Origin of the sequence: Rheinheimera maricola, from assembly GCF_016918075.2 — a bacterium.
In the GTDB taxonomy this organism is placed as follows: domain Bacteria; phylum Pseudomonadota; class Gammaproteobacteria; order Enterobacterales; family Alteromonadaceae; genus Alishewanella; species Alishewanella maricola_A.
In genome coordinates, this window is sequence record NZ_JAERPS020000007.1 from 185,298 (window position 1) to 207,355 (window position 22,058).

At 49.2% G+C, this 22,058-nt stretch carries 21 protein-coding genes; 10 read left to right on the forward strand and 11 right to left on the reverse strand.

The annotated features are described in order from the left end of the window. The first annotated feature begins 132 nt into the window (after nucleotides 1–132). Both I4W93_RS17905 and I4W93_RS17910 read left to right on the forward strand, forming a co-directional pair. Nucleotides 133–822, forward strand: a complete 690-nt coding sequence (locus I4W93_RS17905) for a hypothetical protein (protein ID WP_205312095.1) — start codon at nucleotides 133–135, stop codon at nucleotides 820–822. Between the two features lie 127 nt (nucleotides 823–949). Then, entirely contained in the window at nucleotides 950–1,522 is a 573-nt protein-coding gene (locus I4W93_RS17910) for a hypothetical protein (protein WP_205312094.1), read from the forward strand. Between the two features lie 31 nt (nucleotides 1,523–1,553). On the opposite strand, the gene I4W93_RS17915 is transcribed toward I4W93_RS17910, so the two are convergent. Next, entirely contained in the window at nucleotides 1,554–1,877 is a 324-nt protein-coding gene (locus I4W93_RS17915) for a YceK/YidQ family lipoprotein (protein WP_205312093.1), read from the reverse strand. 386 nt (nucleotides 1,878–2,263) lie between these two features. On the opposite strand from I4W93_RS17915, the gene I4W93_RS17920 reads away from it, so the two are divergent. The 3 genes from I4W93_RS17920 to I4W93_RS17930 all read left to right on the forward strand — a co-directional run bounded on the left by I4W93_RS17920 (nucleotide 2,264) and on the right by I4W93_RS17930 (nucleotide 4,847). Then, nucleotides 2,264–3,298, forward strand: a complete 1,035-nt coding sequence (locus tag I4W93_RS17920) for an alpha/beta fold hydrolase (RefSeq protein ID WP_205312092.1) — start codon at nucleotides 2,264–2,266, stop codon at nucleotides 3,296–3,298. A gap of 206 nt (nucleotides 3,299–3,504) precedes the next feature. Continuing rightward, complete coding sequence (locus tag I4W93_RS17925; RefSeq protein WP_205312091.1) at nucleotides 3,505–4,029, forward strand: helix-turn-helix domain-containing protein; 525 nt, start codon at nucleotides 3,505–3,507, stop codon at nucleotides 4,027–4,029. 107 nt (nucleotides 4,030–4,136) lie between these two features. Continuing rightward, nucleotides 4,137–4,847: a polysaccharide deacetylase family protein gene (locus I4W93_RS17930; protein ID WP_205312090.1), complete on the forward strand. Its 711-nt coding sequence runs from the start codon at nucleotides 4,137–4,139 to the stop codon at nucleotides 4,845–4,847. Here I4W93_RS17930 and I4W93_RS17935 read toward each other — a convergent pair. Continuing rightward, nucleotides 4,813–6,030, reverse strand: a complete 1,218-nt coding sequence (locus I4W93_RS17935) for an acyltransferase family protein (RefSeq protein WP_205312089.1) — start codon at nucleotides 6,028–6,030, stop codon at nucleotides 4,813–4,815. The two genes, I4W93_RS17930 and I4W93_RS17935, sit on opposite strands and share 35 nt — an antisense overlap. Nucleotides 6,031–6,141: 111 nt before the next feature. Here I4W93_RS17935 and I4W93_RS17940 point away from each other — a divergent pair, with 111 nt between their 5' ends. Then, complete coding sequence (locus I4W93_RS17940) at nucleotides 6,142–7,029, forward strand: LytR/AlgR family response regulator transcription factor (RefSeq protein WP_224673539.1); 888 nt, start codon at nucleotides 6,142–6,144, stop codon at nucleotides 7,027–7,029. Nucleotides 7,030–7,052: 23 nt separating this feature from the next. Here the strand turns inward: I4W93_RS17940 and I4W93_RS17945 are convergent, their stop codons facing one another. Beyond that, nucleotides 7,053–10,247: a M1 family aminopeptidase gene (locus I4W93_RS17945; protein WP_205312087.1), complete on the reverse strand. Its 3,195-nt coding sequence runs from the start codon at nucleotides 10,245–10,247 to the stop codon at nucleotides 7,053–7,055. Further along, nucleotides 10,234–11,100 carry an ABC transporter ATP-binding protein gene (locus tag I4W93_RS17950; protein WP_205312086.1) on the reverse strand — a complete coding sequence of 289 codons (867 nt, stop codon included), beginning with the start codon at nucleotides 11,098–11,100 and terminating at the stop codon, nucleotides 10,234–10,236. The genes I4W93_RS17945 and I4W93_RS17950 overlap by 14 nt, the downstream gene beginning before the upstream one ends. A 220-nt stretch (nucleotides 11,101–11,320) precedes the next feature. Here I4W93_RS17950 and I4W93_RS17955 point away from each other — a divergent pair, with 220 nt between their 5' ends. Then, on the forward strand, nucleotides 11,321–12,835 hold the full coding sequence (locus tag I4W93_RS17955; RefSeq protein ID WP_205312085.1) for a sensor histidine kinase: 1,515 nt from the start codon (nucleotides 11,321–11,323) through the stop codon (nucleotides 12,833–12,835). Further along, nucleotides 12,829–13,506, forward strand: coding sequence for a LytR/AlgR family response regulator transcription factor (locus I4W93_RS17960; protein ID WP_205312084.1), 678 nt, complete (start codon nucleotides 12,829–12,831; stop codon nucleotides 13,504–13,506). Before I4W93_RS17955 ends, I4W93_RS17960 begins: the two co-directional genes overlap by 7 nt. Before the next feature lie 21 nt (nucleotides 13,507–13,527). Here the strand turns inward: I4W93_RS17960 and I4W93_RS17965 are convergent, their stop codons facing one another. The 4 genes from I4W93_RS17965 to I4W93_RS17980 form a co-directional block, all read right to left on the reverse strand. Further along, nucleotides 13,528–14,328: a substrate-binding periplasmic protein gene (locus I4W93_RS17965; protein ID WP_205312083.1), complete on the reverse strand. Its 801-nt coding sequence runs from the start codon at nucleotides 14,326–14,328 to the stop codon at nucleotides 13,528–13,530. 96 nt (nucleotides 14,329–14,424) lie between these two features. After that, nucleotides 14,425–15,258 (reverse strand): hypothetical protein, encoded by an 834-nt coding sequence (locus I4W93_RS17970; RefSeq protein WP_205312082.1) that lies wholly within the window; start codon nucleotides 15,256–15,258, stop codon nucleotides 14,425–14,427. Nucleotides 15,259–15,518: 260 nt separating this feature from the next. After that, nucleotides 15,519–16,181 carry a DUF4097 family beta strand repeat-containing protein gene (locus tag I4W93_RS17975; RefSeq protein ID WP_205312081.1) on the reverse strand — a complete coding sequence of 221 codons (663 nt, stop codon included), beginning with the start codon at nucleotides 16,179–16,181 and terminating at the stop codon, nucleotides 15,519–15,521. 192 nt (nucleotides 16,182–16,373) lie between these two features. Then, on the reverse strand, nucleotides 16,374–17,231 hold the full coding sequence (locus tag I4W93_RS17980; RefSeq protein WP_205312080.1) for a PA4780 family RIO1-like protein kinase: 858 nt from the start codon (nucleotides 17,229–17,231) through the stop codon (nucleotides 16,374–16,376). A gap of 172 nt (nucleotides 17,232–17,403) precedes the next feature. On the opposite strand from I4W93_RS17980, the gene I4W93_RS17985 reads away from it, so the two are divergent. Beyond that, complete coding sequence (locus tag I4W93_RS17985) at nucleotides 17,404–19,461, forward strand: tetratricopeptide repeat-containing diguanylate cyclase (RefSeq protein ID WP_205312079.1); 2,058 nt, start codon at nucleotides 17,404–17,406, stop codon at nucleotides 19,459–19,461. Nucleotides 19,462–19,469: 8 nt separating this feature from the next. Here the strand turns inward: I4W93_RS17985 and I4W93_RS17990 are convergent, their stop codons facing one another. Continuing rightward, nucleotides 19,470–19,862, reverse strand: coding sequence for an MAPEG family protein (locus tag I4W93_RS17990; protein ID WP_205312078.1), 393 nt, complete (start codon nucleotides 19,860–19,862; stop codon nucleotides 19,470–19,472). Between the two features lie 204 nt (nucleotides 19,863–20,066). On the opposite strand from I4W93_RS17990, the gene I4W93_RS17995 reads away from it, so the two are divergent. After that, nucleotides 20,067–20,810: a substrate-binding periplasmic protein gene (locus I4W93_RS17995; RefSeq protein WP_205312077.1), complete on the forward strand. Its 744-nt coding sequence runs from the start codon at nucleotides 20,067–20,069 to the stop codon at nucleotides 20,808–20,810. Between the two features lie 79 nt (nucleotides 20,811–20,889). On the opposite strand, the gene I4W93_RS18000 is transcribed toward I4W93_RS17995, so the two are convergent. Both I4W93_RS18000 and I4W93_RS18005 read right to left on the reverse strand, forming a co-directional pair. Continuing rightward, on the reverse strand, nucleotides 20,890–21,117 hold the full coding sequence (locus I4W93_RS18000; RefSeq protein WP_205312076.1) for a hypothetical protein: 228 nt from the start codon (nucleotides 21,115–21,117) through the stop codon (nucleotides 20,890–20,892). Between the two features lie 166 nt (nucleotides 21,118–21,283). Beyond that, nucleotides 21,284–22,021 carry an endonuclease gene (locus I4W93_RS18005; RefSeq protein WP_205312075.1) on the reverse strand — a complete coding sequence of 246 codons (738 nt, stop codon included), beginning with the start codon at nucleotides 22,019–22,021 and terminating at the stop codon, nucleotides 21,284–21,286. Nucleotides 22,022–22,058: the final 37 nt, after the last annotated feature.

Below are 22,058 nucleotides of genomic sequence, written 5' to 3' on the forward strand. Positions count from 1 at the left end.
CTGTAAGATTCGATTCTCAAATAAGTAACGATATTGTATCTTTGCGCCTTTAGTTTTGCGTGTCTGCTCAAGTAGTATTTGTGCGCACCGCTAAAGTGATTTGTAGCAGCTAAGTTAGTAAGGGAATAAAGTGTGTCGTTAAAGGAGCATAAAGTCAGAAAAGTATACCCCAAGTTCACCTGTGCCTGTGGACCTAAGAGCGCGGTGCTTTTTATACTTGTACATACTGCAATCATCATGCTGCTGTTTCAGTATGGTTTAATTTACTTTCCAGATGAATATGTAGAAATCGGCTTGAAACGGTTTTCTGATATCGACAAGCTTATATTTGCAGGATTAGCATCGTTGCTTGGCTACGTGCTACTGGAGTTGTTGTTAACGGTTTTTTTTATAAAGAAAATCAGTAAACCTCTGGTTTTAACTAATGACTATCTGATTATTCCCGAGTGGGCGATCCGAAACTCTGCTGTCGGCAGAACTAAACAACGGCTGAGAATTGCAGTTGATGATATCTCTGATATAAAAACGCGTTTTTCTGATGCGTCAAAACTGCCATTATTGCGACATGTTATGCCTGCTCCGATGCTTTTAACCTTGGCAATGGGCGACAGTAGCGTAACACTGGACCTAAAACATGTCGGGTTCTTTGCGCCCATTCATGGTTGGCTCAAAAATATAAGTGTTCCGGTAGATGTAAGTGCATCAAATAAGGAGCCTCATCTGAAACGAGGCAATTTTAATAGTGTGACGTTAGCCTGTGTTAGCCTTTCTCTAATGATGGCTTTTTTTATGCCGCTATTGCTGTGGTCATTTAGCCCATAGCCATTTGCCAAGCTGGTGCAGTATTGATACCGATGGCGCGCTGGCGGGCATGAGAATAATAAGCGCATGGTTTAGACAGATGAACTGCTGCATCACCGATACTCTGCTGCTAACCAATGGAACCCCAGTGGAAACTTTCTATTTTAAAATCAGGAAAATATTTATACCGTTTCTGATTACCTCAGCCCTGGTAATTGTCGGTTTTTATGCAGTGGTTTGGTTATCAGTTACAAAGCTCCAGTTGCCTGAGAGTTTTTATGAGGACTATTTGTTACTTGTCAGCTTTGTGCTTCCAGTTGCGGTTAATGTGCTGCTGTTCCGGCCGCGGTTTTGGATATTGCAAAAATCATATGCTGGTTATGCCAGTAATTACACGTTGTATAATATTTTTATGTTTGGGGCAATTGCTCTGCCAATGATACTTATCGGCGCTTATTTTGAGGAAAATAATTTCGGATTCATTCAGCTGGCACTGATTTTTTATGGTGTCTATGCAGGGATTATTGTTCTGATGCTCATGTTCAGTAAATTGCATGCGGGTTATGCAAGCGTCGTTCCCACCACATTGACCAGTTACATGGCTTCATTGCTTCAGCGTTGTCAACAATACAGGAAGCCTGCACAGTTGCCCGAGCAGGTAACTTTGGCAAAATGGAAACACCGAAACAGAAAGAGCCCGAGAAAACACAGAGGTCTTTAAATAACTCAAATCAATAGCTACAAAACAGGACTTAATTTACGTCAATACTGCCATGTTTGCTTTGGGTATACAGGGTGTAAGGCAAGGCCACCGTATCGGCAACTAAGGAAAAACCGCCGTCGATAATAAAAAACGGCACATTGTTAAAACTGTCGCCAAGGTTTTCCTGCCGGCTGGGCTCGCCGTGCAGCTTGCACAAGTTGTAAGAAAAACCACTATAAATGCGCGGGATGCTCTGGCAGTAGCTACGCTTGCCATGATGCTCAATATTTACATGGCTGGTACTTGGCGGTAGCGTTTTAACCGTAGCGCAGGCTGTCAGGCTTAGTATCATAGTGAGTAAAACGAGTTTCATTGTTCGATATCGCCACTGTCAAAATTTAGCCAGAGTGTAAATTACTGTATCAATAAAGTAAACGGGGCGGTTAGTGCTGATTGGGCTATGTGCAAGTGGATTGCTAGGGCGCGGAGTTCCGCGCCAGCATGGTGGCCGGTTGTGTGAGTGGCAGCGCGATAACAGCTAACTTTCTCATCATTGTTCCTTCATGATTATATGCAAATAAAAGCAGCGGATAATACGCTAGAAATTATTGTTCAGGTGAAATTTTTAATACTAAGGATCAGAGCCAACAGTCGCGCTGGCTGGGAGTTAGTTTGTATGGAATGATGGTATTAAGTTTTTCACCTCAGTAATAAATGCTGTTGGTGTTATAACAGACTGGTATCAACAGGAGATTATCATTGAATAGGTTATTCCAGACATTGTGTCATGTGGCTATATGGGCGGGTTCATTAGTCGTGTTGACAGGTTGTCAGCCGTCATCCGCACGCCAACAAGCGATAGAAAATTATTCAATCGACCAGAACCACTATGCTAAATTCGTGAATGAGGATCCAGAAACCCTCAATACTGAACAGCTCTATAATCGTGCACTTACGCTTTGGGGAGACGACTATACAGAGCTGCGGGTGCCGACATCTTTTGGGGTGGCGCAAGTTGTAGTTTCCGGCCCTGCCGATGGTTATCCGCTTGTACTGCTGCATGGTATGAATACAAACTCTACTATGTGGTACCCAAATGTTCCTTGGTTTGCTCGCGATTATCAGGTCTATGCCATTGATTACCTATTAGGCAGTGGCAAGTCTGAACCAAGCAAAACCATCGATGACGTTGCGCAGGTGATAGCTTGGTATGATGAAATATTCAACACCTTAGCGCTGGAACAGTTTGCCTTGGTTGGCGCATCACAAGGTGGCTGGTTCGCTACCCAATTTGCCCTGAAGGAGCCAAAAAAAGTTGGCCAGTTAGTGTTGTTAAGTCCGGCCCAAACTTTTGGCTGGATAAAACCCAGCTTAGATGTTTTTAAAAATGTGTACTTCGCACTTAACCCTGACAGAAGTCAGCTAAGAGACGTGCTGCAAACTATGTCGACAAACATTGATAACATTGACCAGCTGTACATCGACCAGTTTTATCGCTATGCAACCACCAATACGTCGTTGCCAGACTTGTTGAGCCAGATGACGCCCTTTGATGATGATTTACTCCGCGGTTTAGCGATACCAACGCTGGTGCTAGTTGGCGATCAAGATATTATCAACTCGCCGGAAAGCCTGGAACAAGCCCAGCAGATTTTACCCTGTGTTGAAACAGCTACTGTTGCTAATGCTGGCCACTTCCTTAGCGTCGATAATGCGCATAGTGTGAACAAAAGAGTGCTTCAGTTTATCAGCGCGAGAAGAAAGGAACATGGCTGCAAAATGCCAAACAAATAACCCGCTTGATAGCACTGGAGCGCTAAGTGTCGGAATATGGTGGTTGAGCGCATTTCAACTAATTAGCGACGCCACTTTTTTTCTGCCTTCATTGGGGCTGGTGAGAGTCAGCGCTCAGTAGTGTGATGCCTAACCAGATAAACCAAATAAGCTGAGTAATACCAAAAGCATCTTTCAGATAAGGCAGGGTATGCAGTACGGTGAGGATGCCTAAGCTGCCGACGACCAGCCCCAGCAGATGCAGTGGCCCGTTACTCTTTAGTGCTTTTCCAGACTTAAGCTTTATTTATATTGCCAGTTTGCCGATAACCGCTGCCCCTGACGAGCTAGTAGCAACAACCGATAATGCTAAGTATCAGCGCTCTGCCTTAGGTGAAACCCAGGCACAACGCATTGCTGCTAAGGTGCAACAGGCAGTGCACAGCGGGCAGCTGTATTTAGATCCGGCGCTAACTTTATACAAATTGGCAGAGCATATTGGCGTGTCGGCGCAATACTTGTCGCAAACACTAAACCAGACTCTGCAACAATCATTCTACGACTATATTAACGAAGCCAGAATTGCTGCCGCTATGCAGCAGCTGCAGCAAACCGATGACAGCGTGCTCACCATTGCGATGGCCGTTGGCTTCAATGCCCGCTCTTCATTCTACAAAGCCTTTAAAAACTGCACCGGCCTGACACCCGCAGAATACCGGGCACAGCGATCAATGCCAGGAAGGGCACGATAAAGCCAAGCCAACAGCAGCCAGTGCCATCAGCTTGTGGGTGTGACTAAGCCACGGTTCAGTTTGTGGTCTTTAGTATCAGACAATGATCAATAACCCCTTGCTATATAATGAAAAAATTTCTAATTATTATCGTTGCTGTGTTGGCGGTGCTCTATGGTTTGTGGCAGCTGTCGTCTGCCCGCAGCTATCAGCTGTTTGGCGAGCTGGTACATCGGGTAGAAATCGGCGACAAAGTAATAGCCCTGACTTTTGACGATGGCCCGTCTAAACGCTATACCGATGAAGTGTTGACAATACTGGCGGCAGAGCAAGTGAGGGCGACCTTTTTTGTTACCGGTAAAGAAACCAAGCAAAATCTGGCCCAGGCCCGGCAACTGCTGGCTGCTGGACATCAGCTTGGGAATCACAGCTATAGCCATCCGCGGATGCTGTTTATGTCGCGAGCGACTGTTGCCAGTGAGATTGAGCAAACCGACGCGGCTATCCGCGCGGCGGGTTATCAGGGCGATATTCTGTTTCGACCGCCTTACGGTAAGAAACTTTTAATGCTACCTTGGTATCTGGCACAGCAAAACCGGCTGACCATTATGTGGGATCTGGAACCGGAAACCGACCCCAAGTTTGCCAAAGATGCTCAGGCGATGGCCGACTATGTGATAAACAATGCCAGACCCGGCAGCATAGTTTTGTTGCATGTGATGTACCAAAGCCGGCAGACCTCGCGTGAGGCACTGCCGTTGATTATCAGAGGGTTAAAGTTGCAGGGTTATCGTTTTGCCACTGTCAGCGAGTTACTGACGATGCGCGCTCAGAGTTAACCACTGGCAGCTTTACCTTTAAACCAAATAGCCAGCGGCTGAGCCAGAAGCGTTTTACTATCTCATAGCCGACCCAGCAGCCGGCGCAGGTCAGCGCAATAAGCAATACCGCTTCAATCGCTACCGGTAACGCCAGTGCTTTTAGCCATGCTGCAAACACGACAATTAATGTTTGGTGTAGCATATACCAGGGCAAGATAGCGTTATTACAGTAGTGCAGCAGGCTGCCGTCTTTGTCCAGCTTATTGGTTGGCTGGTTCAGGTAACGGCCGGCGTAGCCGATTAAGGCTAAGATCCAGCCCCAGTGGTTTAGGGCCAGTACCACGCCAACAATCAATCTGCCGCTAACGGACTCGGCAAAGCTGGCCGGAATACTGTCTAGCAGACCGTTGCGATCGGCAATAATCAGGCTGTAGCAAAGCATGGCGGCCAGCATAAACCAACGCCGATACACTATTACTTTTTGCCACCAGTTGCCTTGCAGCGCAAACAGGTAACCGGCAATAAACACACTGAAATATTTAGCATGGTTATACCAGTCATCTACTAAGGCATGGCTAGATGGATAGGCTTGGCGCAGGAAATACCAGGCACAGATAAGTGTCGCCATTGCCGTCAGCAGGGCAACTTTACCCGGCAGTCGTTGCAATTGCTTCGCCAGCATATTTAAGACTGGCGAGGCAAGCAGCGCCAGTACGCTGTAGCACCATAAGTAGGGTATAAACCACAAGTGATTCCAGGTTAACAAGCCGATGGGGCTGTGGTGCTCTGGCAATAATGCAGTATTCGGGTTGATATAATGCCACCAGAAGTTGATAAAGCCAGGCTCAATTAACTGCTGTGATAAGGCTTCATAATATACTTGCGGCACCACCACGATAAACATTCCACACAGTAAAGGTATTAGTAGCCGGTTTGAGCGCAGGCCAAACAGCTTAAGCGCCTGGCTGCGGCGCTGGGCAAGTGCCAGCGCCATAGCAGAAATAAAAAAGATTAAAGACATACGCCACGGGTTGGTTAAGATCATCAGGTTTTGCAGCGTTTCGCTGGTGTGGTCACTTTTAATATGCCAGCCCCAGTCGGCGACATAATACATACCAATGTGATACAAAATCAGCAGACCAAAAGCCAGCGTGCGCAGCCAGTCCAGGTCGTAGCGACGATTATCCGTAGTGAATGTCATAGTAAAACTCCGTCGTTGCAGTTGCGTTTTCATTTGTGTAATAGTGCGCTGCTGACCTGGCATGAGACACAGTAGAATGGCCGCACGGCGGCAAACAGGGATAACAGGTGGATGGGTGTGACGAACGATAAGACAACAAGCCTATTTGAGCGCTTTGACCAGCGCCCCACGCTATACAGCTATCTGCTGTTGGCGCTGTATTTTTTTATTAATGCCGCCATTAACGCCAGTTCTGTGTGGATGGAGCACAGCCGCGATAGCGGCAGCGGCTTGCAGTTGTGGGAGCCCATCGTCTGGGAATACAGCAGCGCCATCAGCACTTTGTTACTTTTTCCGCTGCTGTTCTGGTGGTTTAACCGCTATCCGTTGCAACTAAGTAGCATTCGCCGGCAGTTGTTGGCGCATTTGCTGGGTAGCCTGCTGTTTTCAGTGCTTCATGTCAGCCTGATGGTTGCCATGCGCGAACTGGTTTACCACTGGCAGGGCGGCAACTATAACTTTGGCCCCGTAATGCGCGAGTTTTTTTACGAATACCGCAAAGATGCCTGGGGCTATTTGTCGTTTCTACTTGGTTATCAGCTGGTGCTGTTTGTCTACAGCCGGATAAAAGGTGAGGCGCATCAGCTTGATAACGCCGAAGATAGCGGCACTATGCCGCTGGGCAAGGCACCGGAGCATTTTTTGGTAAAGAAGCTGGATAAAGAGTTTTTGATCCGCACCGATGACATCGAATGGCTGGAGGCCAGTGGCAATTACGTTAACCTGCACAGTAAAGGCCGCATTTATCCGCTGCGCGCTACCTTAAGTAATACCCTGACGCAACTCAGCAGCAAAGGCTTTAGCCGCATTCACCGCAGCCTGGCGGTAAACCATCATGTCATTGACAGCATCAGCTATGACAGCAGCGGTGATGGCGACATTTTACTAAAAAGCGGCCAGCAGCTCGCACTGTCGCGCCGCTATAAAGACGCGTTCAGGGCAGCTTTGCAGCCAGACTAACAGTTGTCGTCTGGCGGCAGGTTTTACGGTTTGCTGCTGTCTTCCAACAACAGGCTTAGATCTGTGCCCAAGAATAAGTCTGTCACCAGTTGCTGCTGATGCGGGCTAACCTGTGCCTGCAATGCCCGGACAAAATCCATCGAAGTGGCCGGTGTTTGCGGATAAGCGTTTTGCTGCCATAACTGCCGCAGTGCCTGGCTGATGACGGCATCGCCCAATTGCTGGCGCAAGATGGCAAACACCAGTGTTGCGCGGGAGTAGAGATCATGGTTTGCCGTGGCATCGATGAGCGCGGGTGTTTGCTGGCTGCTGCGCCTGACTGCCAGCGCAAAACGTTCACGCTCATACTTTACCAGTGCCTGCATGGCTTTTGTACCGTAGCGCTGTTCCAACAATACCAGCTCTATATATTTTGCTAAGGGTTCGATTAAAAAGGCGCTGTCTTCTAACACCCCGTTGCCAATATCATGGCCAAACCATTGGTGCGCGGTTTCGTGCACGGCGCGGCGATAACGCTGATCAAAGCCGGCGTCGGCAGCAGGTTCAGCGCGAAAGCCGACCCGGTGGTTAATCATCATGATCTGTGGCAGGGCATAGCCGGTGGCGCCCATATCGGGTGTGGCCAGCAAACTGAGCTGGCTGCCGCGATAGGGCGCGATATGCTGCGTCATCCAGTCCAGTGTGTCCTGCATCGCTTGCATATTCAGCTTAGCCGCCGCATTTAGCTGCGGGCTGTACACAGTTAGCCTGACATCGCCGTGCTGTTGGCTTAGCACGTCGCCGGCTAATGAATACCACACTGGCAAGTTACGCATGGCTGTACTGGTGTGATACTCGGCATAATTGCGGCCCTGCTGCTGCCACTGTCGCACCGCCTTACCCTGTGCTAACGGCGTTTGCCCACTGTCGGTAGACACCACTGAGCGCAAGGTTACCCAGTCGTAACTGGCCGCTGTTAGCTGAGGTGTGGCAAACAGCACGGATGGCTTAAGCAGATTAAGCGGCGCCAGACCATATTGCCGGCGCTGTTGTTCATCTCGTAGCTGATACTCCATCTGAAAGCCGATACTCGGTATTAACGGCATGCCGCGCAAATAGCTAAACGACGGTTTCACAAATTGCGGCATTACCGCGGGCCAGTGTTTGGGCTGTTTAAAGGTCAGCTTGCTGTGCAGCTGCAATGTTTCTCCCGGCATCATGGCGTTGGCTAATAGCAGCGTATGCTGCCCCAGTTGTTGATCCACGCTGGCAGTATGCGCGACGGACAGCTTAAGCTCGCTTATTACCGTGGCAGAGTAATTGCCCACTAATAGCTTAGTAATGGGCTGCGTCGTGTGGTTTTGCAGCGTGTAATTTAACGCAAAAGCCGCTTCGCCCTGCTTTGGATAAATATCTACCTGCGCCTCAATATGCGTTAGCGTCGGCTGGGCGATGGTGGCCCAGTTGGCATAACGTTGTTCGTAATCTGCCCGCCATTGTTCGCGTAAATCTGAGCTCATTAGTGGCCGTTCGGCAATAATATTAAGGTGTAAGTTAACCCCACTGTACACCGCCAATGCCAGCAACAGGCCAGAGCTCAGCGTTAGCTTGCCGCGCTTTGGATTAGTAAAACTGCCGGTACGGTGCGACCATTGTGCGGCTAGCCACAGTAAAGCAAAGGTTAGTAGCAGCCAAAAGCTCATAAATGGCCAGTATACCGATTGGCTTTGCTCAAAATGCCAAAAGGCATCGGCCGGTTGCAGTGGTGAGCCGGCAATATTCCACAGGGTGTGCGTTAGGCCTAATTTGCCGCTAAGCGGCGTGTACTTCATCAGGAAAATACCGCAGCACCAGGCCGCAGCCATTAACGGTGAGCGGCAAATGGCATGCAATACACTAAACAGCGCACCGAGTAGCCATAACGATAGCGCCACTTTGCCCAGTATCTCAGGATAGTACTGCAGTTGGACATCGCTGTACGCCAGCCATTCTGCCGCCAGGCAGCCCAAAGCACCCAGCAGCATCAGCAACAAAATAAGTGCCGTTAACGCCAGTGTATGGCTTGCCATCAGTATGCCAGAGCCTACGGGTGTTGCGGCAATCAGCTCGGCCATGGCAGTGTGGCGGTTACGCCAGCTCAGCTGCCAGGTCCAGAGTAACACCAGCAAACCACCGACTAATGGCAGCACGTCATCGGCAATGCGATTAAGCGCATCCAGGCTAGTGGGGCTAAGCACTGCCAGCGGCTCGGCATAGTTGATGCCAGACAGTACCTCGTTAAACATCAGCAACACCCAGCCCAGCAAGAACAGTTGGTTTAGCCGTTGCTGCAGCAAGGTGAGTAGTGCTGTGCGGGTAAGTTGCCATAGCTGCAGTGCTGCTTTGGGGGCGGTGGTCACCGCCTGATAAGCGGGGGGCGGATTGGTGTCGTGGCTTATTTCGCTATGCCAGGGTTTTGCGGCGCTGTTGTGTGGTTTAAGCCGCAACGTGATAAAAAACAGCCCGTCAGCCAGCAGGCAAAACAGTAGCCGGTTCAGGTAAAAAATCAGGTCGCCATACAGCTGAGGTGCGCTGTGCTGATATAAGGCGATTAGGGCGGTATTGCCGAATGGGTCGAGCAGGCGCATAGCATTAAACAGCCAGTCGTAGCGGATAGAACTGCCGGCTAGCATTGGTGCACCGGTCAGGCTGGCCAGTATCAGATAGCCTAACCACAGGCAACCAAACAGCGCATACAGCAGCACGCTAGAGTTAAAACGTTGAGCTAAACACCCGGCCAATGCGGTGTAAAACGCGCAAGCCGGCACAGCCAACAGCGCAAAGTCCCATAGGCTGATTGCCAGCAGCGAGGGCTGAAAACCGAATTCGCGGCCAAGCATAAAGTAGATAATCATAAAGCCTGCCAGCATTAGGCCGGCACATAGCACAAACATCAGCGCTAAGCGGGAAAATAAGCGCTGCGGCGGACTTAGCGGTGTGGCTAAAATCAGCTCTGTCATGCTGTAGTGTTGATCACGCAACAACACCAAGGGTGCCAGTGCACCACACAATAGCGGCAGACTGAACATCAGCAAAGTCATCTGTAACGCTTGCAGCCGTTTGTCGGCCAGGGTGTCAATGCCGCCAATGCCGGTGGCAAAGATATAGGCGGTAACCGGCAGCAGTAGCAACGCCAGCCACAGCAGCGGTTGTCGGCGCAGATAGCGCCATTCATTATTCAGCAAGTTAAGCTGCAACATAGGCCGCCTTATCTGACAATTCAAAAAAATAGCGATCTTGCAAAGTGGCGGTGACCGGCACTGCCGCTGCGCAAGGTTGCAGCTGACTTAACAGCCGGTAGGTAGGCACACCAAAACGGTAGCTGGCACTGAGCAGGGTGCTGCTGTTATCAGGTCGCAGCGGGCTTTGCCAAACTAGCCCCTGCAGCGGCGCTAGCAAGCCCGGCACGGCACCGCTTTGCACAATCTGGCCCTGATTAATCAGCGCGACAAAAGGACAGAGGTTTTCAATGTCTTCGACAATATGCGTTGAGAGTAAAATAAGTTTGTCGCGGCTGATCTGCACCAGCAGCGCGTGCAAGCGCTCGCGCTCGGCCGGATCCAGCCCGGCGGTGGGTTCATCCAGTATTAATAACTTAGGGTTGCCCAACAAGGCCTGGGCAATACCAAAGCGCTGGCGCATACCGCCGGAAAAGGTCGCGACACTTTTATTGGCCACTGCACTGAGGTTGGTTAGCTGGAGCAGTGCATCAATTTGTTGTTTTTGTTCGGTTTTGTCGCGTATGCCCTTCAAAACAGCCATATGCAGCAACAAAGCATAGCAGCTCATATGCGGGTAAACGCCAAAATGCTGTGGTAAGTAGCCCAGTTGCTGGCGCAGTGCTTGCGGCTGATGCAGCACATTAATACCGGCAAATTCGATCTGGCCGCTATCCGGTGGCTGCAGGCAAGCAAGGGCGCGCATTAGAGTCGACTTACCGGCGCCATTGGGGCCTAATAAACCCACCATGCCAGTGGGTAACTGCAGATTAATGTCACGCAGGGCTTGGGTGCCATCGGCATAGGTAACAGAAAGTTGGCGTATGGTCAGCATGGGCTATTCCTGTAATAAATTCAGCAACAGCCTAGGTATTGCAAGTGTTGGCAACAAGCTCGCGATGACAAAGTGGCGGATTAGCATGACAAAACAGCTTAATGGCGGAATTTGGCTGGCAAATTTACTTTCGTCAGTAAAAACGCTAACTTCGTCATCCATTAGCTGACGGCTGGCGCAGCTTGCGCCACGCTAAGCAAAACAGTTGCAGGACATCAGCATGCTAAAGCGGGCCACCGCCAAACTTAACTCAGGCTTGAACGCCATTGCGGAAAATCAACTAGCCTTGATGGCGGCACTGTTGCTGGAAGCGTTAATCAGACACTTTTCTTTGCACAGCCAGAGTGCAGTGGCGTTTTCGCTGCTGTGGCTACAATTGATGATTGAAAGCTCGCCTTTGCTGCTGGCACATTATTTTGCCGCACAGTTTATTAAGCAGCAGCGGCGCTGGCATGCGGGGTTAGTGTGGGGCAGCGGCTTTGTATTATACCCGTTATTCCTGTTTTGGCTGGGAGCGCAGTGGCAGGCCTATGCCAGCTGGAGCTTATTCTCAGTACAGGGCTGGCTATTATTAATGCTGGCTAGCGGCGGTTATGGCCTGAGTCGCACCTTAGCGCAGCGCCACACTGGGGCCGGCGTTCAGTTGATCACCCGCTTGTTTTCACTTAATGCTGTGTCGCTGTTGTTGATGAGTGCCTGGGCCGTGGTGATAGCGGCTATCTTCGCCTCTACTGACGACCCGGTGCGTAATCAACCGCTTAAGGCCGTCATCAATAGCCATACTGTTATCGTTAATTTTGAGTTTTTCCTGCACTACCTTTGGCAATTCTGGTTGATGGGCTGTTGTGTGTTACTGATCTGCTGGCTAAACCGCTATCTGCTGATCCGTCAGCTACTTGCCCGCAACGGTGTGTTTGCCTATATCGCCGGCTGCCTGATCAGCATCATCTTGCTTACACCGCTGTTGTCCGCGTTAGTGTTATTGTTGCCGCTAAATATTGCTGAATTTACCTTTTTGCCATCGCAGGACTACAACATCTTTGACCCGGATAATTTTCGCTTTTGCTTTGTGGTGTTACTGATCAGTACGCCAGTTATTCTGGCGTTTGAACGCCAGCAGCAAGAAAAGGCGCTGGTAGAAGTAGCGCAGCGCCAAAGCCAGACCGAGCTACAGCTGTTACAACAACAGGTTAATCCACACTTTTTATTTAATACGCTAAATAATTTGTATGCGCTGACCTTAGCTGGCTCTAAAGCCGCGCCTGATATGGTAATGCAACTTGCCAACCTGCTACGCTATACCGTGTACGAAGGGCAAAACGCCCGGGTAAGCCTGGCGCAGGAAATTCAGTATTTGCAGGATTTTCTGGCCCTGCAAACCATTCGCAGTGGCGACAAATGCCAGCTTTGCCTATCCTGGCCCGAAGATGCAACAAGGTGGCAAATTGCGCCGTTGCTGTTAATTATTCTGTTGGAGAACGCCTTCAAACATGGTGTAGAGCCAAGCCAGTCGCGCTGCAGCATCGAGCTGAGCATTAGCATCGACAATGGCTGGTTGCAGATGCGTTGTGCTAACAGTGTGCCCGACACCGGCGTGCAACACCGGGCAGGCATTGGGCTGGATAATTTGCGCCGGCGCCTGCAGTTGTTGTATGGCGGCAAACACCGTTTTAGCGCACAACAGCAAGCGGGTGTATGGTGCGCCGAGCTAACGCTGGAGCTGGAGCCGTGTTAAAGACGCTAATCATTGATGATGAGCCACTGGCGCATCAGGTTATTAAACATCATTTGCAAAGTTACGACGATATCAGCGTGCTGGCCAGCTGTTACAATGCGACAGAGGCATTGCGCTATCTGGCGCAGCAGTCGGTCGATCTGCTTTTGCTGGATATTAATATGCCGGCACTAAGTGGAATTGAACTGTTAAAGGTGCTGCATAACCGGCCGGCGGTAGTTATTATCAGTGCATATAAAGAATTTGCCATTGAAGGCTTTGAGCTGGACGTGGTGGATTATCTGCTAAAACCGGTTAGTGCACCGCGCTTGTTTAGCGCGCTGGACAAAGTGCGCCGGCGTGCAGCCGCAGTGACACCGCCGGTACTCAGTTACATTGTGCTGAAGGTTGACCGCGAACAGCGTAAGTTTCAGTTGCATGACATCAGCCTGCTCGAAGCCTACGGCAATTATGTAAAGCTATGGCAAGGAGAACAAATGACACTGGTCAGCAGCACCTTAAAGCAGCTGCTACAACAGCTACCGCCGTCGCAGTTTGTGCAAGTGCACAAATCATTTATTGTAAATAGAAACAATATCATAGCTGTAGACAGTGCCCAAATTCGTCTGCAGGGTAATCAGTTGGTTAAAGTAGGCAAATTATATCGGCCTGGGCTGGCTGGCTTGTTGTAATGGTCTGGCTGTTTTAAGCCGCTACTGATATCCGCCCTCTGCCAGGCGGTCAAAATAGCTTTGATAGCGCCCGCTATGTCTGAACAATTGTAACTGCTGATTAAACGCTTGCAGCAGCTGCGCACTGTCAGGGCTATTTTGCGGAAATAGCAAAAAACTCTGGTTAATTAGCAGCGGCTTTGGATGATGGCTAATCAGGCCTGCCAGTTCTGGCAACTGATGGTTTAGCGTGTGATACCCCACACTAATTTCTTCGGCGAATACATCAATACGGCCGGCGGCCAGCCGCCGAAAATTTTGCTCGGTGCTGCCAACGCGTGACATTTTAAACACCTTGTTGTGCAGTGCATCGTCAAACGCCGGGCCATAACTGTAGCCCAGGCCACCACCTAGCAGCATACCGCGTAAGTCAGTCAATTGCTGCCAGTCAAAATGGCGTTGTTTTAAGTGAAACAACACAAATTGTTCGCTTAATACCGCTTCGCTATACAGAAAGTCTTTGGTTCTGTCCTCCGCTAGCATCCACACCGCAGTGGCAGCATATTTGCCATTGGCCGTGTCATGATAAGCCCGCGCCCAGGGTAAGAAACTAAAGCTAACCTGATAGCCTGCCTCGGCAAAAATATCGCGAATTAAATGTGCCACCACGCCTTGATGGGGTAGTGCCTCACTCAGAAATGGCGGCCATTCTCCGGCGCTGAGCGTCAGTGTTGTTACGCTGGCCTGCCCGCTAGTTGGTGTCGTGGCAGCCTTGCAGCTGTCATATGGTAACAGCTGCAAGGCGAACAGCAATAAATAGTGCGCTAAGCGCAATGGCTGCATGTTGATACCTGTGTTGAGTCAGTCAATATGGTCGTATCACTGTTAACTTTGTTTGGCATAGTATTACCTTAACCGGTAAGGCTTGACCAGCAGGCTTTAAGGTACAGAGGTTAATGCTTGTAGCCAGGTTTGCAACGCCAGTGGTCGATTTTGCTCTGCAATACCTTGTAAAACCAGTTGCTGATAATCTGGCAGCTGGCTTTTAGCCACTATGGTTTGATTAAGTAAGTTGATAATACGTTGGCCGCGCTCACCTTTAGAGCAGGCAAAGTGCACCAGATTCACTGGCTGGGCTTCAAGTAATGGGTAAAAACGTAAAGTGGGATCGGTGCGCAGCGCTATTTTGCGATATTCCAATGTGGCATCAATAAAGCCACGTTGTAACATGGGCAACATACTGCCAGTTTGCTGGCTGGATGTAGTTCGGGTATAAATTGACCAGCTATTCTTGCGATGCGACAGCAGTTGATCCAACGCTTCACCATAGCTGCGGTTTAATTCTACGCCGATTAACGGGCTGGGTTTGACGCTAAGCAAATGCACCAGCGATATCTGTTGGTTCTGCCGCATTACATTTTCCAGCGCACCGTGCCATTTAGATTCTGCTGTTAACACCAGTTGCAGCGCATCTTCTGCCATGTAGGGCACGCTGAATAAAAAATCCTGTTCACGGGCTGCGGTTTTTCTTAACCATGGAATACAAGCATTGTTGGCCGCTTTTACCCACTCGCGTGCGCGGTTTCGGCTGATATCTTCAATAGTGTACGCAGCAGGGTAGGCAGCAAGCAGTTGCTGCAGAATGTTAGTTTCATTGCCGCGTTGCGCTTGCAGCAGCGCAACGGCATCAACAATAATAACAGGCTCCGCCCGGGGCAGACCGAACACACAAAGCAACAACAGTGTGCAGTAGCGCAAATAGCACAGCTTCATATAACCTTAACTGTTAACGCTCTTTTCGAGCACTATGTATGACTACAGTATAGGCGGCTTGTCGAATGTTATAACGCCAGACCGCTATATTTAGTGGCGTTGCGACTTACCGTTGCCGACTGCATCTTGCCAAAATATAGTGAATGCCGCTACTTTAGCGCAAGCTCAGACGCTGGCAGAGCAGCGTTTCGGTCATTATCAATAAAATGCCGCCAAGACCTTAGCGGGTCGTGGCGGCTACATTGCGCTAAAAATGCGGCTTATTGGCCGTTGTTAATGTCGTACACCACTTTAGCTTGCATTGCCGGGTTATCCAGCTGCAGTTCTACTTCCTGCTGCAGCAAAATACGGCCTTCCACTGCGGCATCAGCAGTAATATGCAATTTGGGTTTGCTGCTATTGCTCCAACCAAAAAACGATTTTTTCTTACCGCGGGGTTTATACACCAAATCCCCTTTCACTACGGTATTACCACTAAGCGTAATATCACCATTTACCGTACTGATATCTTTAGCTATTTCGCTACTGTGCAACAATATATCGCCATTAACGGTATCTACATTGCCGCCGATCACCGCCTGACTACCAGGGTGGATCTTGCCATTTACCGTTTCCAAATTAGTAGCAACCTGCAGGCCGCTGCCGCTTTCGATGCTGCCATTAACGGTAGACGCGCTGTTTAATCGAATATTGTCACGCAATTTAATGCTGCCGTTTACCACCGATACATCATGAGCACTGCTATCACTGGCCATTTTTACACTGCCATTGACCAGTGATATATCGCCATAATGCTGCTGGCTGCCGACGACTGCAGAGCCTAATACTTTATCAATGGTAGTGTTGTCAGCATGAGCAACGCTGATAAAACAGCCTGAAGCAATAACCAAACCGAAAGCCGCCGCAAGTTGAGATAATTTCATTTTATTGTCCTTGTTGTGTTTTGCTTAGCACTTACTGTGCAAAGGCTTTGCCAACTTTAATCTATTGAATTATCTGTACTTGTTGGTGGATAGGCTGAGGCGGTATTGTCATTTATACTAGTTTTTCGCGAAAATGACTAAAGTATTATGTGTTGCTGTGCGTGCGGCAGCGGCTTGAATCTGTATGCAGGGTTAGTTATCGTCATCGGTGTCAAGCGCGCGTGCTTTACGCTCTTCAGCTTCGGCAAAGGCGGCTTTAATTTGCTCAAGTACTGCGTCAACATCTGTCTCGCTGGTATCTGCTATAAACTCACCCGTTAACTCTACTTCCGGATGTAGTTCACCAGCTTCGTATAGTGCCCAAATTTCTTCAGCGTATTGTGTGCTGAGCAATTGCGGCGCATACAAGCCATAGTAGTCGCGCATATTATTCACATCGCGGCAAAACATCCACTTAGCGTTATTGTTAGCAGCAGCATCTACTGCCTGTGGTAAATCAATCACTACCGGGCCATGGTCGTCTACCAACACATTAAATTCAGATAAATCGCCGTGCACTAAGCCTTCGCATAACATAATAACGATGTATTGCAACATGGTGGCATGGTCAGCCAGAGCTAAGTCAGCATCCATAGCGACATCGGCTAAGCGCGGTGCAACCATGCCCTCGTCGTCACACACCAGTTCCATCAATAGCACACCGTCGTAGCAGCCAAATGGCTCCGGCACGCGAACGCCGGCCTTGGCCAGTTTGAACAGGGCGTCTACTTCGGCATTTTGCCAACTTTCTTCTTGCTGCTTGCGGCCGAATTTAGAACCTTTTTCCATTGCTCTGGCGCGGCGGCTGCTACGTACCTTCCGGCCTTCCTGGTACAACACCGCTTGTTTGAAGCTGCGTTTGTCGGCTTCTTTATACACTTTGGCGCAGCGTATATCCTCGCCACAACGGACGATATACACAGAGGCTTCTTTGCCGCTCATTAACGGACGGATGACTTCATCCACCAAACCTTCGTCGACCAGTGGCTGAATACGTTTCGGTATTTTCATTGCGCCGTTATACCTTAGTTGACGGTGCATATAAATAGCCCGGGAGTTGTCAGCAGTGAAAATAACCCGCGAAGCAGTAGTACTAAAATATTTGGCACAAAAATGTGCATAAAGTGTACGTATCCGGTATGTTGGGCTAAAAATAATAAAACCTTCTCAGGTAGCCCAGTTTATGTCAACGTTGAGTTCAATCTCTTGCCGCATTTTTATCTTATTAAGCCTGTTTATGACAACTCTGACGTTGCAGGCGGAAGAGGTGGATGCTGTATTAGAAGCAGAGCTAGACCGTTACATTTTGCTACTGCAACAAGACCAGCCAGCCGGCGAGCAGCTATTGCTGCAACTCGAAGCAAAGTATAGCGACACGGCGGCCATAGGTAGCCGGGTGCGCCTGCTCAGCTACATTATTGGCCATACACTGTCAGTGCAAGATATGGAAAAACAGCAACAGTTGATGCAACAACTGTTGGCCATGGCGCAGTACAGCGAGCATCCTGATACGTTAAGTGAAATACTGGCGTCAGAGTTAGAGCAGCTGATGTATCAGAACAAGCTTGATGACGCGATTATTAAAGCGGATAAGTTGCAGGACCAGCTTAGCAAAGTCTCGTCGCCACGCATCCGATACTACAGCAACAATGTGCTTGGCCGGCTGTTTATGGCAGATGGCCAATATGAAATGGCGTTGCAGCACCTTGTATCAGCACTGGATGCCCTGGCAGAGACCGATGATGCGTTAACCCTAAGACGGCGGGCGTTTTTGAACTTTAATATTGCCAACGTACATACTGAACTAAAAAATTGGCCGCAAGCCAGACAGTTAACTGAAGCGGCAATAAATGAGGCGCTGAAATACAACCACACTAATTTTTTGCCAGATTTGTATTTGCTGTTGGGCTATATCGTCAGTTATCAAGATCAGCACGCAGAGGCAATTAAAATAAACCAGAAAGCACTAGAGTTCACGCTGAATAATGAGCTTGAAGGTTTTGCGCTGATTTTTGAAAACAATCTGGGTGCGAGTTATATCGAACTAGAGGATTATCCGGCGGCAAAGGCGGTGCTAACTCAGGCTCAGGTGCGGGCTGAGCGGTTAAAAGATGACGCAAGCGCGCAACTAATAAACATGAATCTGGGCTATATACGGGTGATGGAAGGTGAACACGACGCTGGCCTGGCACAAATGCAGGAAAATATGGCGTTGCTAAGCAAAATAACGCCTAAAGCCCAGTTTGAGCCTTACTACGAGCATTTGGCTAAAGCTTACGCTAAGGCCGGTCGTTATCAACAGCAAGCTGACACCCTGCTGGAGCAAATGGCCATGCGCGAGGATATTCGCTCGACGGATCGTGAAGCCCGTCTAAACGAATTGCAAAACCGCTACGATACTAAAGCAAAAATGCAGCAAATCACTATTCTGGAACAGGAAAATAACCTGAAGGCCCAGTTGCTGGAAAACCAACGTTTGCAACAACAATTAATCTGGTTGGTGGTAGTGATAGCGGTATTTGCTGCCATCATGTTACTGCAGCTTTATCGCAAAGTGCGGCGTTCTAACAAAAAGCTATATGAATCGAATAAACAACTAGCCTATCAGTCGCAACGCGATGTGTTAACCGGATTATATAACCGACGCGCCTTACAAGAATATTTACAAAAACGTGCTTTGCGGCGCAGGGATGGTGATCAGGCTACTGCAGTCACCGGTTTTTTGCTGCTCGACATCGATTTTTTCAAACGTATTAATGATAACCACGGCCATGCCGGCGGTGATGTAGTGTTGCAAGATATCGCTGGCAGATTGCAAGACACTTGTCGCGATAAAGACTTGGTAGTGCGCTGGGGTGGAGAAGAAATATTGCTGGTACTGGATAATATTGACCCGGCACATGTCAGCACCTTTGTGCAAAGAGTGCTGCATGCAATTGGGGATAAACCGGTGCAATTTGAAAACCAGCATATAGCTGTAACTGCGAGTGGCGGTTTTGTGCACTTACCTTTTGCCGGCATTAGTGAAGACAAATTAGACTGGGAAAAGGTGCTGCAAATTGCCGATATGGCATTGTATTTAAGTAAGACCAATGGCCGCAACCAAACCTGTTTAGTTGAGGGCTTGAATGTAAGCTTCGCAGAAGTGGAGCCGCAATTGTATAGCGATTTGGCCAGCGCTATCCGCGCGGGCCATGTCAAAGTGACTACGGTCACCGGGCCAGGCGGTAACGTTAGTTAACGCTTAAATTAGATTGCTGTTTTCAACAGCTGTAAAACCAAAATGGCTATGGCTGACAGCAGCAGCACAGCAAAGGTTAGCAGCATACCGAACACGCGAAATTTGAGCGGTTCTTTGATTTGTTGCACGCCGAAGGCGTGGCTTAAACGACCCACTAACAGCACAATACCCAATATGTGCAAATATACCGGCGCCAGGCCGCTGTATTCTGCTAAAAACATCAACAGCAGGGCGAAGGGTACGTATTCGGCAAAATTGCCATGTACCCGTATGGCTCGCTCCAGCATTAGCTCGCCGTTGCTACCAATACCGACCTGAAAACGGCGGCGCTGCTTAATCACCTTAATACTTAACACAACAAACATCAGCCCGAGCAGGGCGGCATACAGTGCAGTGGTCATAATGATCCTCAATAACAACCAAGAAAGAAATAGCTTGCAGCATAAATTGGCTTTGCCGGTTTTAACAGCGTTTTTATTGTAACCAGCGCGTGGACAGCAAACTTTAGGTGTTGTCTTCGTTCAACGGTAAAATGTTAACAAAGCGCTTGCCTGAGGCTCTGCAAGCGCCTAGGATTTGCTTAACTAAAGGTAAGAACTTATATCATGCAACGGTTTTTAGTATTTCTCTTGATGTTGTGGCATGTTGCGTTCAACGCAACCGCTAACACTGTGGTGTCGTTATACACTGAGCATATGCCACCCTATAACTATCAGCAGGATAATAAGGTAGAAGGCATAAATGCAGAGCTGATACGGCAACTGTGTCAGCGGGTGCAGTTAGATTGCCAGATGGTAGTGTTGCCGTGGCGGCGCGCCTTCGAGAACGCTCAGCAACAACAGATGAGCGGGGTGTTTTCTACCGCCCGTAGCGAGCAGCGCGAAAGCTTATTCCGCTGGGTGGGGCCGATAGCGTCGGACTGGGGTTACGTATTTCGCTTAAAAGGCCGCACGGAGGTTAACCCGGTTAATTTGGAACAGGCAAAAAATTTCAAGCTAGCAGTAGCACGTGCTGATGTGTATGAAAGTTATTTCCGCTACCATGGTTTTGAATACGGCCGTAATATGGTCGATTTTGCCACTAAGTCAGAACCTTTACCGCTGTTTATGGCAAAGCGCATTGATTTGCTCGTCGGCTCAAAACGCTCATTGCGTAGCTGGTTGCGTGACAACGAATTACCTGAGGATAGCGCCGAGCCACTGTTCCAATTACACGATGTGGGTGACAACTACCTGGCGCTTAACCTGGATTTTCCTGCCGATTTGGCGTTTCAGCTACAGCAAGAGTTAGAGTTGATGCGACAGCAGGGTGTTATTGAGGCGCTTATTCAGCAATATACAGCACAATAGGTGTAACTTGTTGCCAGGCCGGAGTTGCATACTCTGTTTAGCACCGCAGGTAACGCTCATTGTGCTGCTTTGCCTGTTATTAAGCGCCTTCCGTACTTACTGCCGCCGTTAAGCTTATGTCTTTTTTAAGCACTAAAACCGCCAGATAAATCAGGCCCAGTGGTGGGATCAACGTTAATAGCATACCAAGCAGACCTGCCAATATTGGCGTGTGGGTTTTACGGCGACCAACGCAGTAACATACTACGCCCATGATTAAGGCGAATAAGGCGATGAGCTCGCCTAAAACGGTACCATTAATATTCAAACGAACTCTCCCTGTTTTGTACCTAGGTAATTGAATAAACAACTTGATGGTGGTTAACCCTGCAAGTTGCCAAAGTGTGTTTAGTCTAGTCTGTTAGTTGTTTGTAAATCAAGCGGTTTAATAAAGTAGCAAATAGCGATATATACCCAGCTTAGCCGGCGAATTACTACCGCGCTGATAAACCATATCCTGTTGGCCGATAGCCTAAATTCCATTCCCGCACGCCGCTAACAAAGGGGTTGTCGTGGCCCATATGCTGTTGGATGCGCTGGTTTAGCTCTTGCTCTGTCTCAGTTACCGGGTCTTGCTTCTGCCAGGCGATAAACAGCTGCTGCTGGGCGCGCGACAGCGACAGGTTGTATTTGTCGGCCATGTAAAAGTAGATGCGAGCAATATCGCCGCGTACATTAGGCGCCGGCTCGAACACTTGTTGTTTAAAATCGACTTTTACCGGACAGGCGCCGTGTTGTGCCGGCGTGGCTGGCAATACACCAAAGCGATAATTGCTGCGATCGCCGTTTACTTCACCAATGGCGGGTACCAGGTTATATAAATCGGCTTCCATGGCACGAAACACCGCATCAGTTTTCACGCAGTTTTTGCGGCCGCCATGTTGCCAGCACTGTCGCTGATGGCCAAAGTGATGCGCCGGTACCACGTGTTCCCATTCAATCCGGCTGGCACGCGGGCCGTTTTTACGTACCTGATAACCACAGCCGGCTAAATCGGGGATGCCTTTTTTGCCTTGCCAGCGAATGTCGCAATCACAATAAAAGCTGTTCGCTTCCGGGGCATGAATACGCTGAGCTAAGCGCTTGGCCTGGTCGAAGTTAGCGGGGGCAGCTACGGCAAATACAGAGCACAGCAGCAGAGCGCTGGCGCTAATTAACGTTAAACATTTCATTCACTACCACTTATTTCAGTGAAAACAGCGTTGTCGC

Coding starts and splice junctions, on each gene's coding strand:
- I4W93_RS17990 (WP_205312078.1), bottom strand. CDS start 19,862: ATGACCACTGCACTGTATGCCGCCCTGCTCGGGCTGATGTTTGTTGTG.
- I4W93_RS17915 (WP_205312093.1), bottom strand. CDS start 1,877: ATGAAACTCGTTTTACTCACTATGATACTAAGCCTGACAGCCTGCGCT.
- I4W93_RS17985 (WP_205312079.1), top strand. CDS start 17,404: ATGTCAACGTTGAGTTCAATCTCTTGCCGCATTTTTATCTTATTAAGC.
- I4W93_RS17945 (WP_205312087.1), bottom strand. CDS start 10,247: ATGTTGCAGCTTAACTTGCTGAATAATGAATGGCGCTATCTGCGCCGA.
- I4W93_RS17950 (WP_205312086.1), bottom strand. CDS start 11,100: ATGCTGACCATACGCCAACTTTCTGTTACCTATGCCGATGGCACCCAA.
- I4W93_RS18005 (WP_205312075.1), bottom strand. CDS start 22,021: ATGAAATGTTTAACGTTAATTAGCGCCAGCGCTCTGCTGCTGTGCTCT.
- I4W93_RS17935 (WP_205312089.1), bottom strand. CDS start 6,030: ATGACATTCACTACGGATAATCGTCGCTACGACCTGGACTGGCTGCGC.
- I4W93_RS17925 (WP_205312091.1), top strand. CDS start 3,505: ATGCCTAAGCTGCCGACGACCAGCCCCAGCAGATGCAGTGGCCCGTTA.
- I4W93_RS17970 (WP_205312082.1), bottom strand. CDS start 15,258: ATGAAGCTGTGCTATTTGCGCTACTGCACACTGTTGTTGCTTTGTGTG.
- I4W93_RS17940 (WP_224673539.1), top strand. CDS start 6,142: ATGGGTGTGACGAACGATAAGACAACAAGCCTATTTGAGCGCTTTGAC.
- I4W93_RS17930 (WP_205312090.1), top strand. CDS start 4,137: ATGAAAAAATTTCTAATTATTATCGTTGCTGTGTTGGCGGTGCTCTAT.
- I4W93_RS17955 (WP_205312085.1), top strand. CDS start 11,321: ATGCTAAAGCGGGCCACCGCCAAACTTAACTCAGGCTTGAACGCCATT.
- I4W93_RS17995 (WP_205312077.1), top strand. CDS start 20,067: ATGCAACGGTTTTTAGTATTTCTCTTGATGTTGTGGCATGTTGCGTTC.
- I4W93_RS17980 (WP_205312080.1), bottom strand. CDS start 17,231: ATGAAAATACCGAAACGTATTCAGCCACTGGTCGACGAAGGTTTGGTG.
- I4W93_RS17975 (WP_205312081.1), bottom strand. CDS start 16,181: ATGAAATTATCTCAACTTGCGGCGGCTTTCGGTTTGGTTATTGCTTCA.
- I4W93_RS17965 (WP_205312083.1), bottom strand. CDS start 14,328: ATGCAGCCATTGCGCTTAGCGCACTATTTATTGCTGTTCGCCTTGCAG.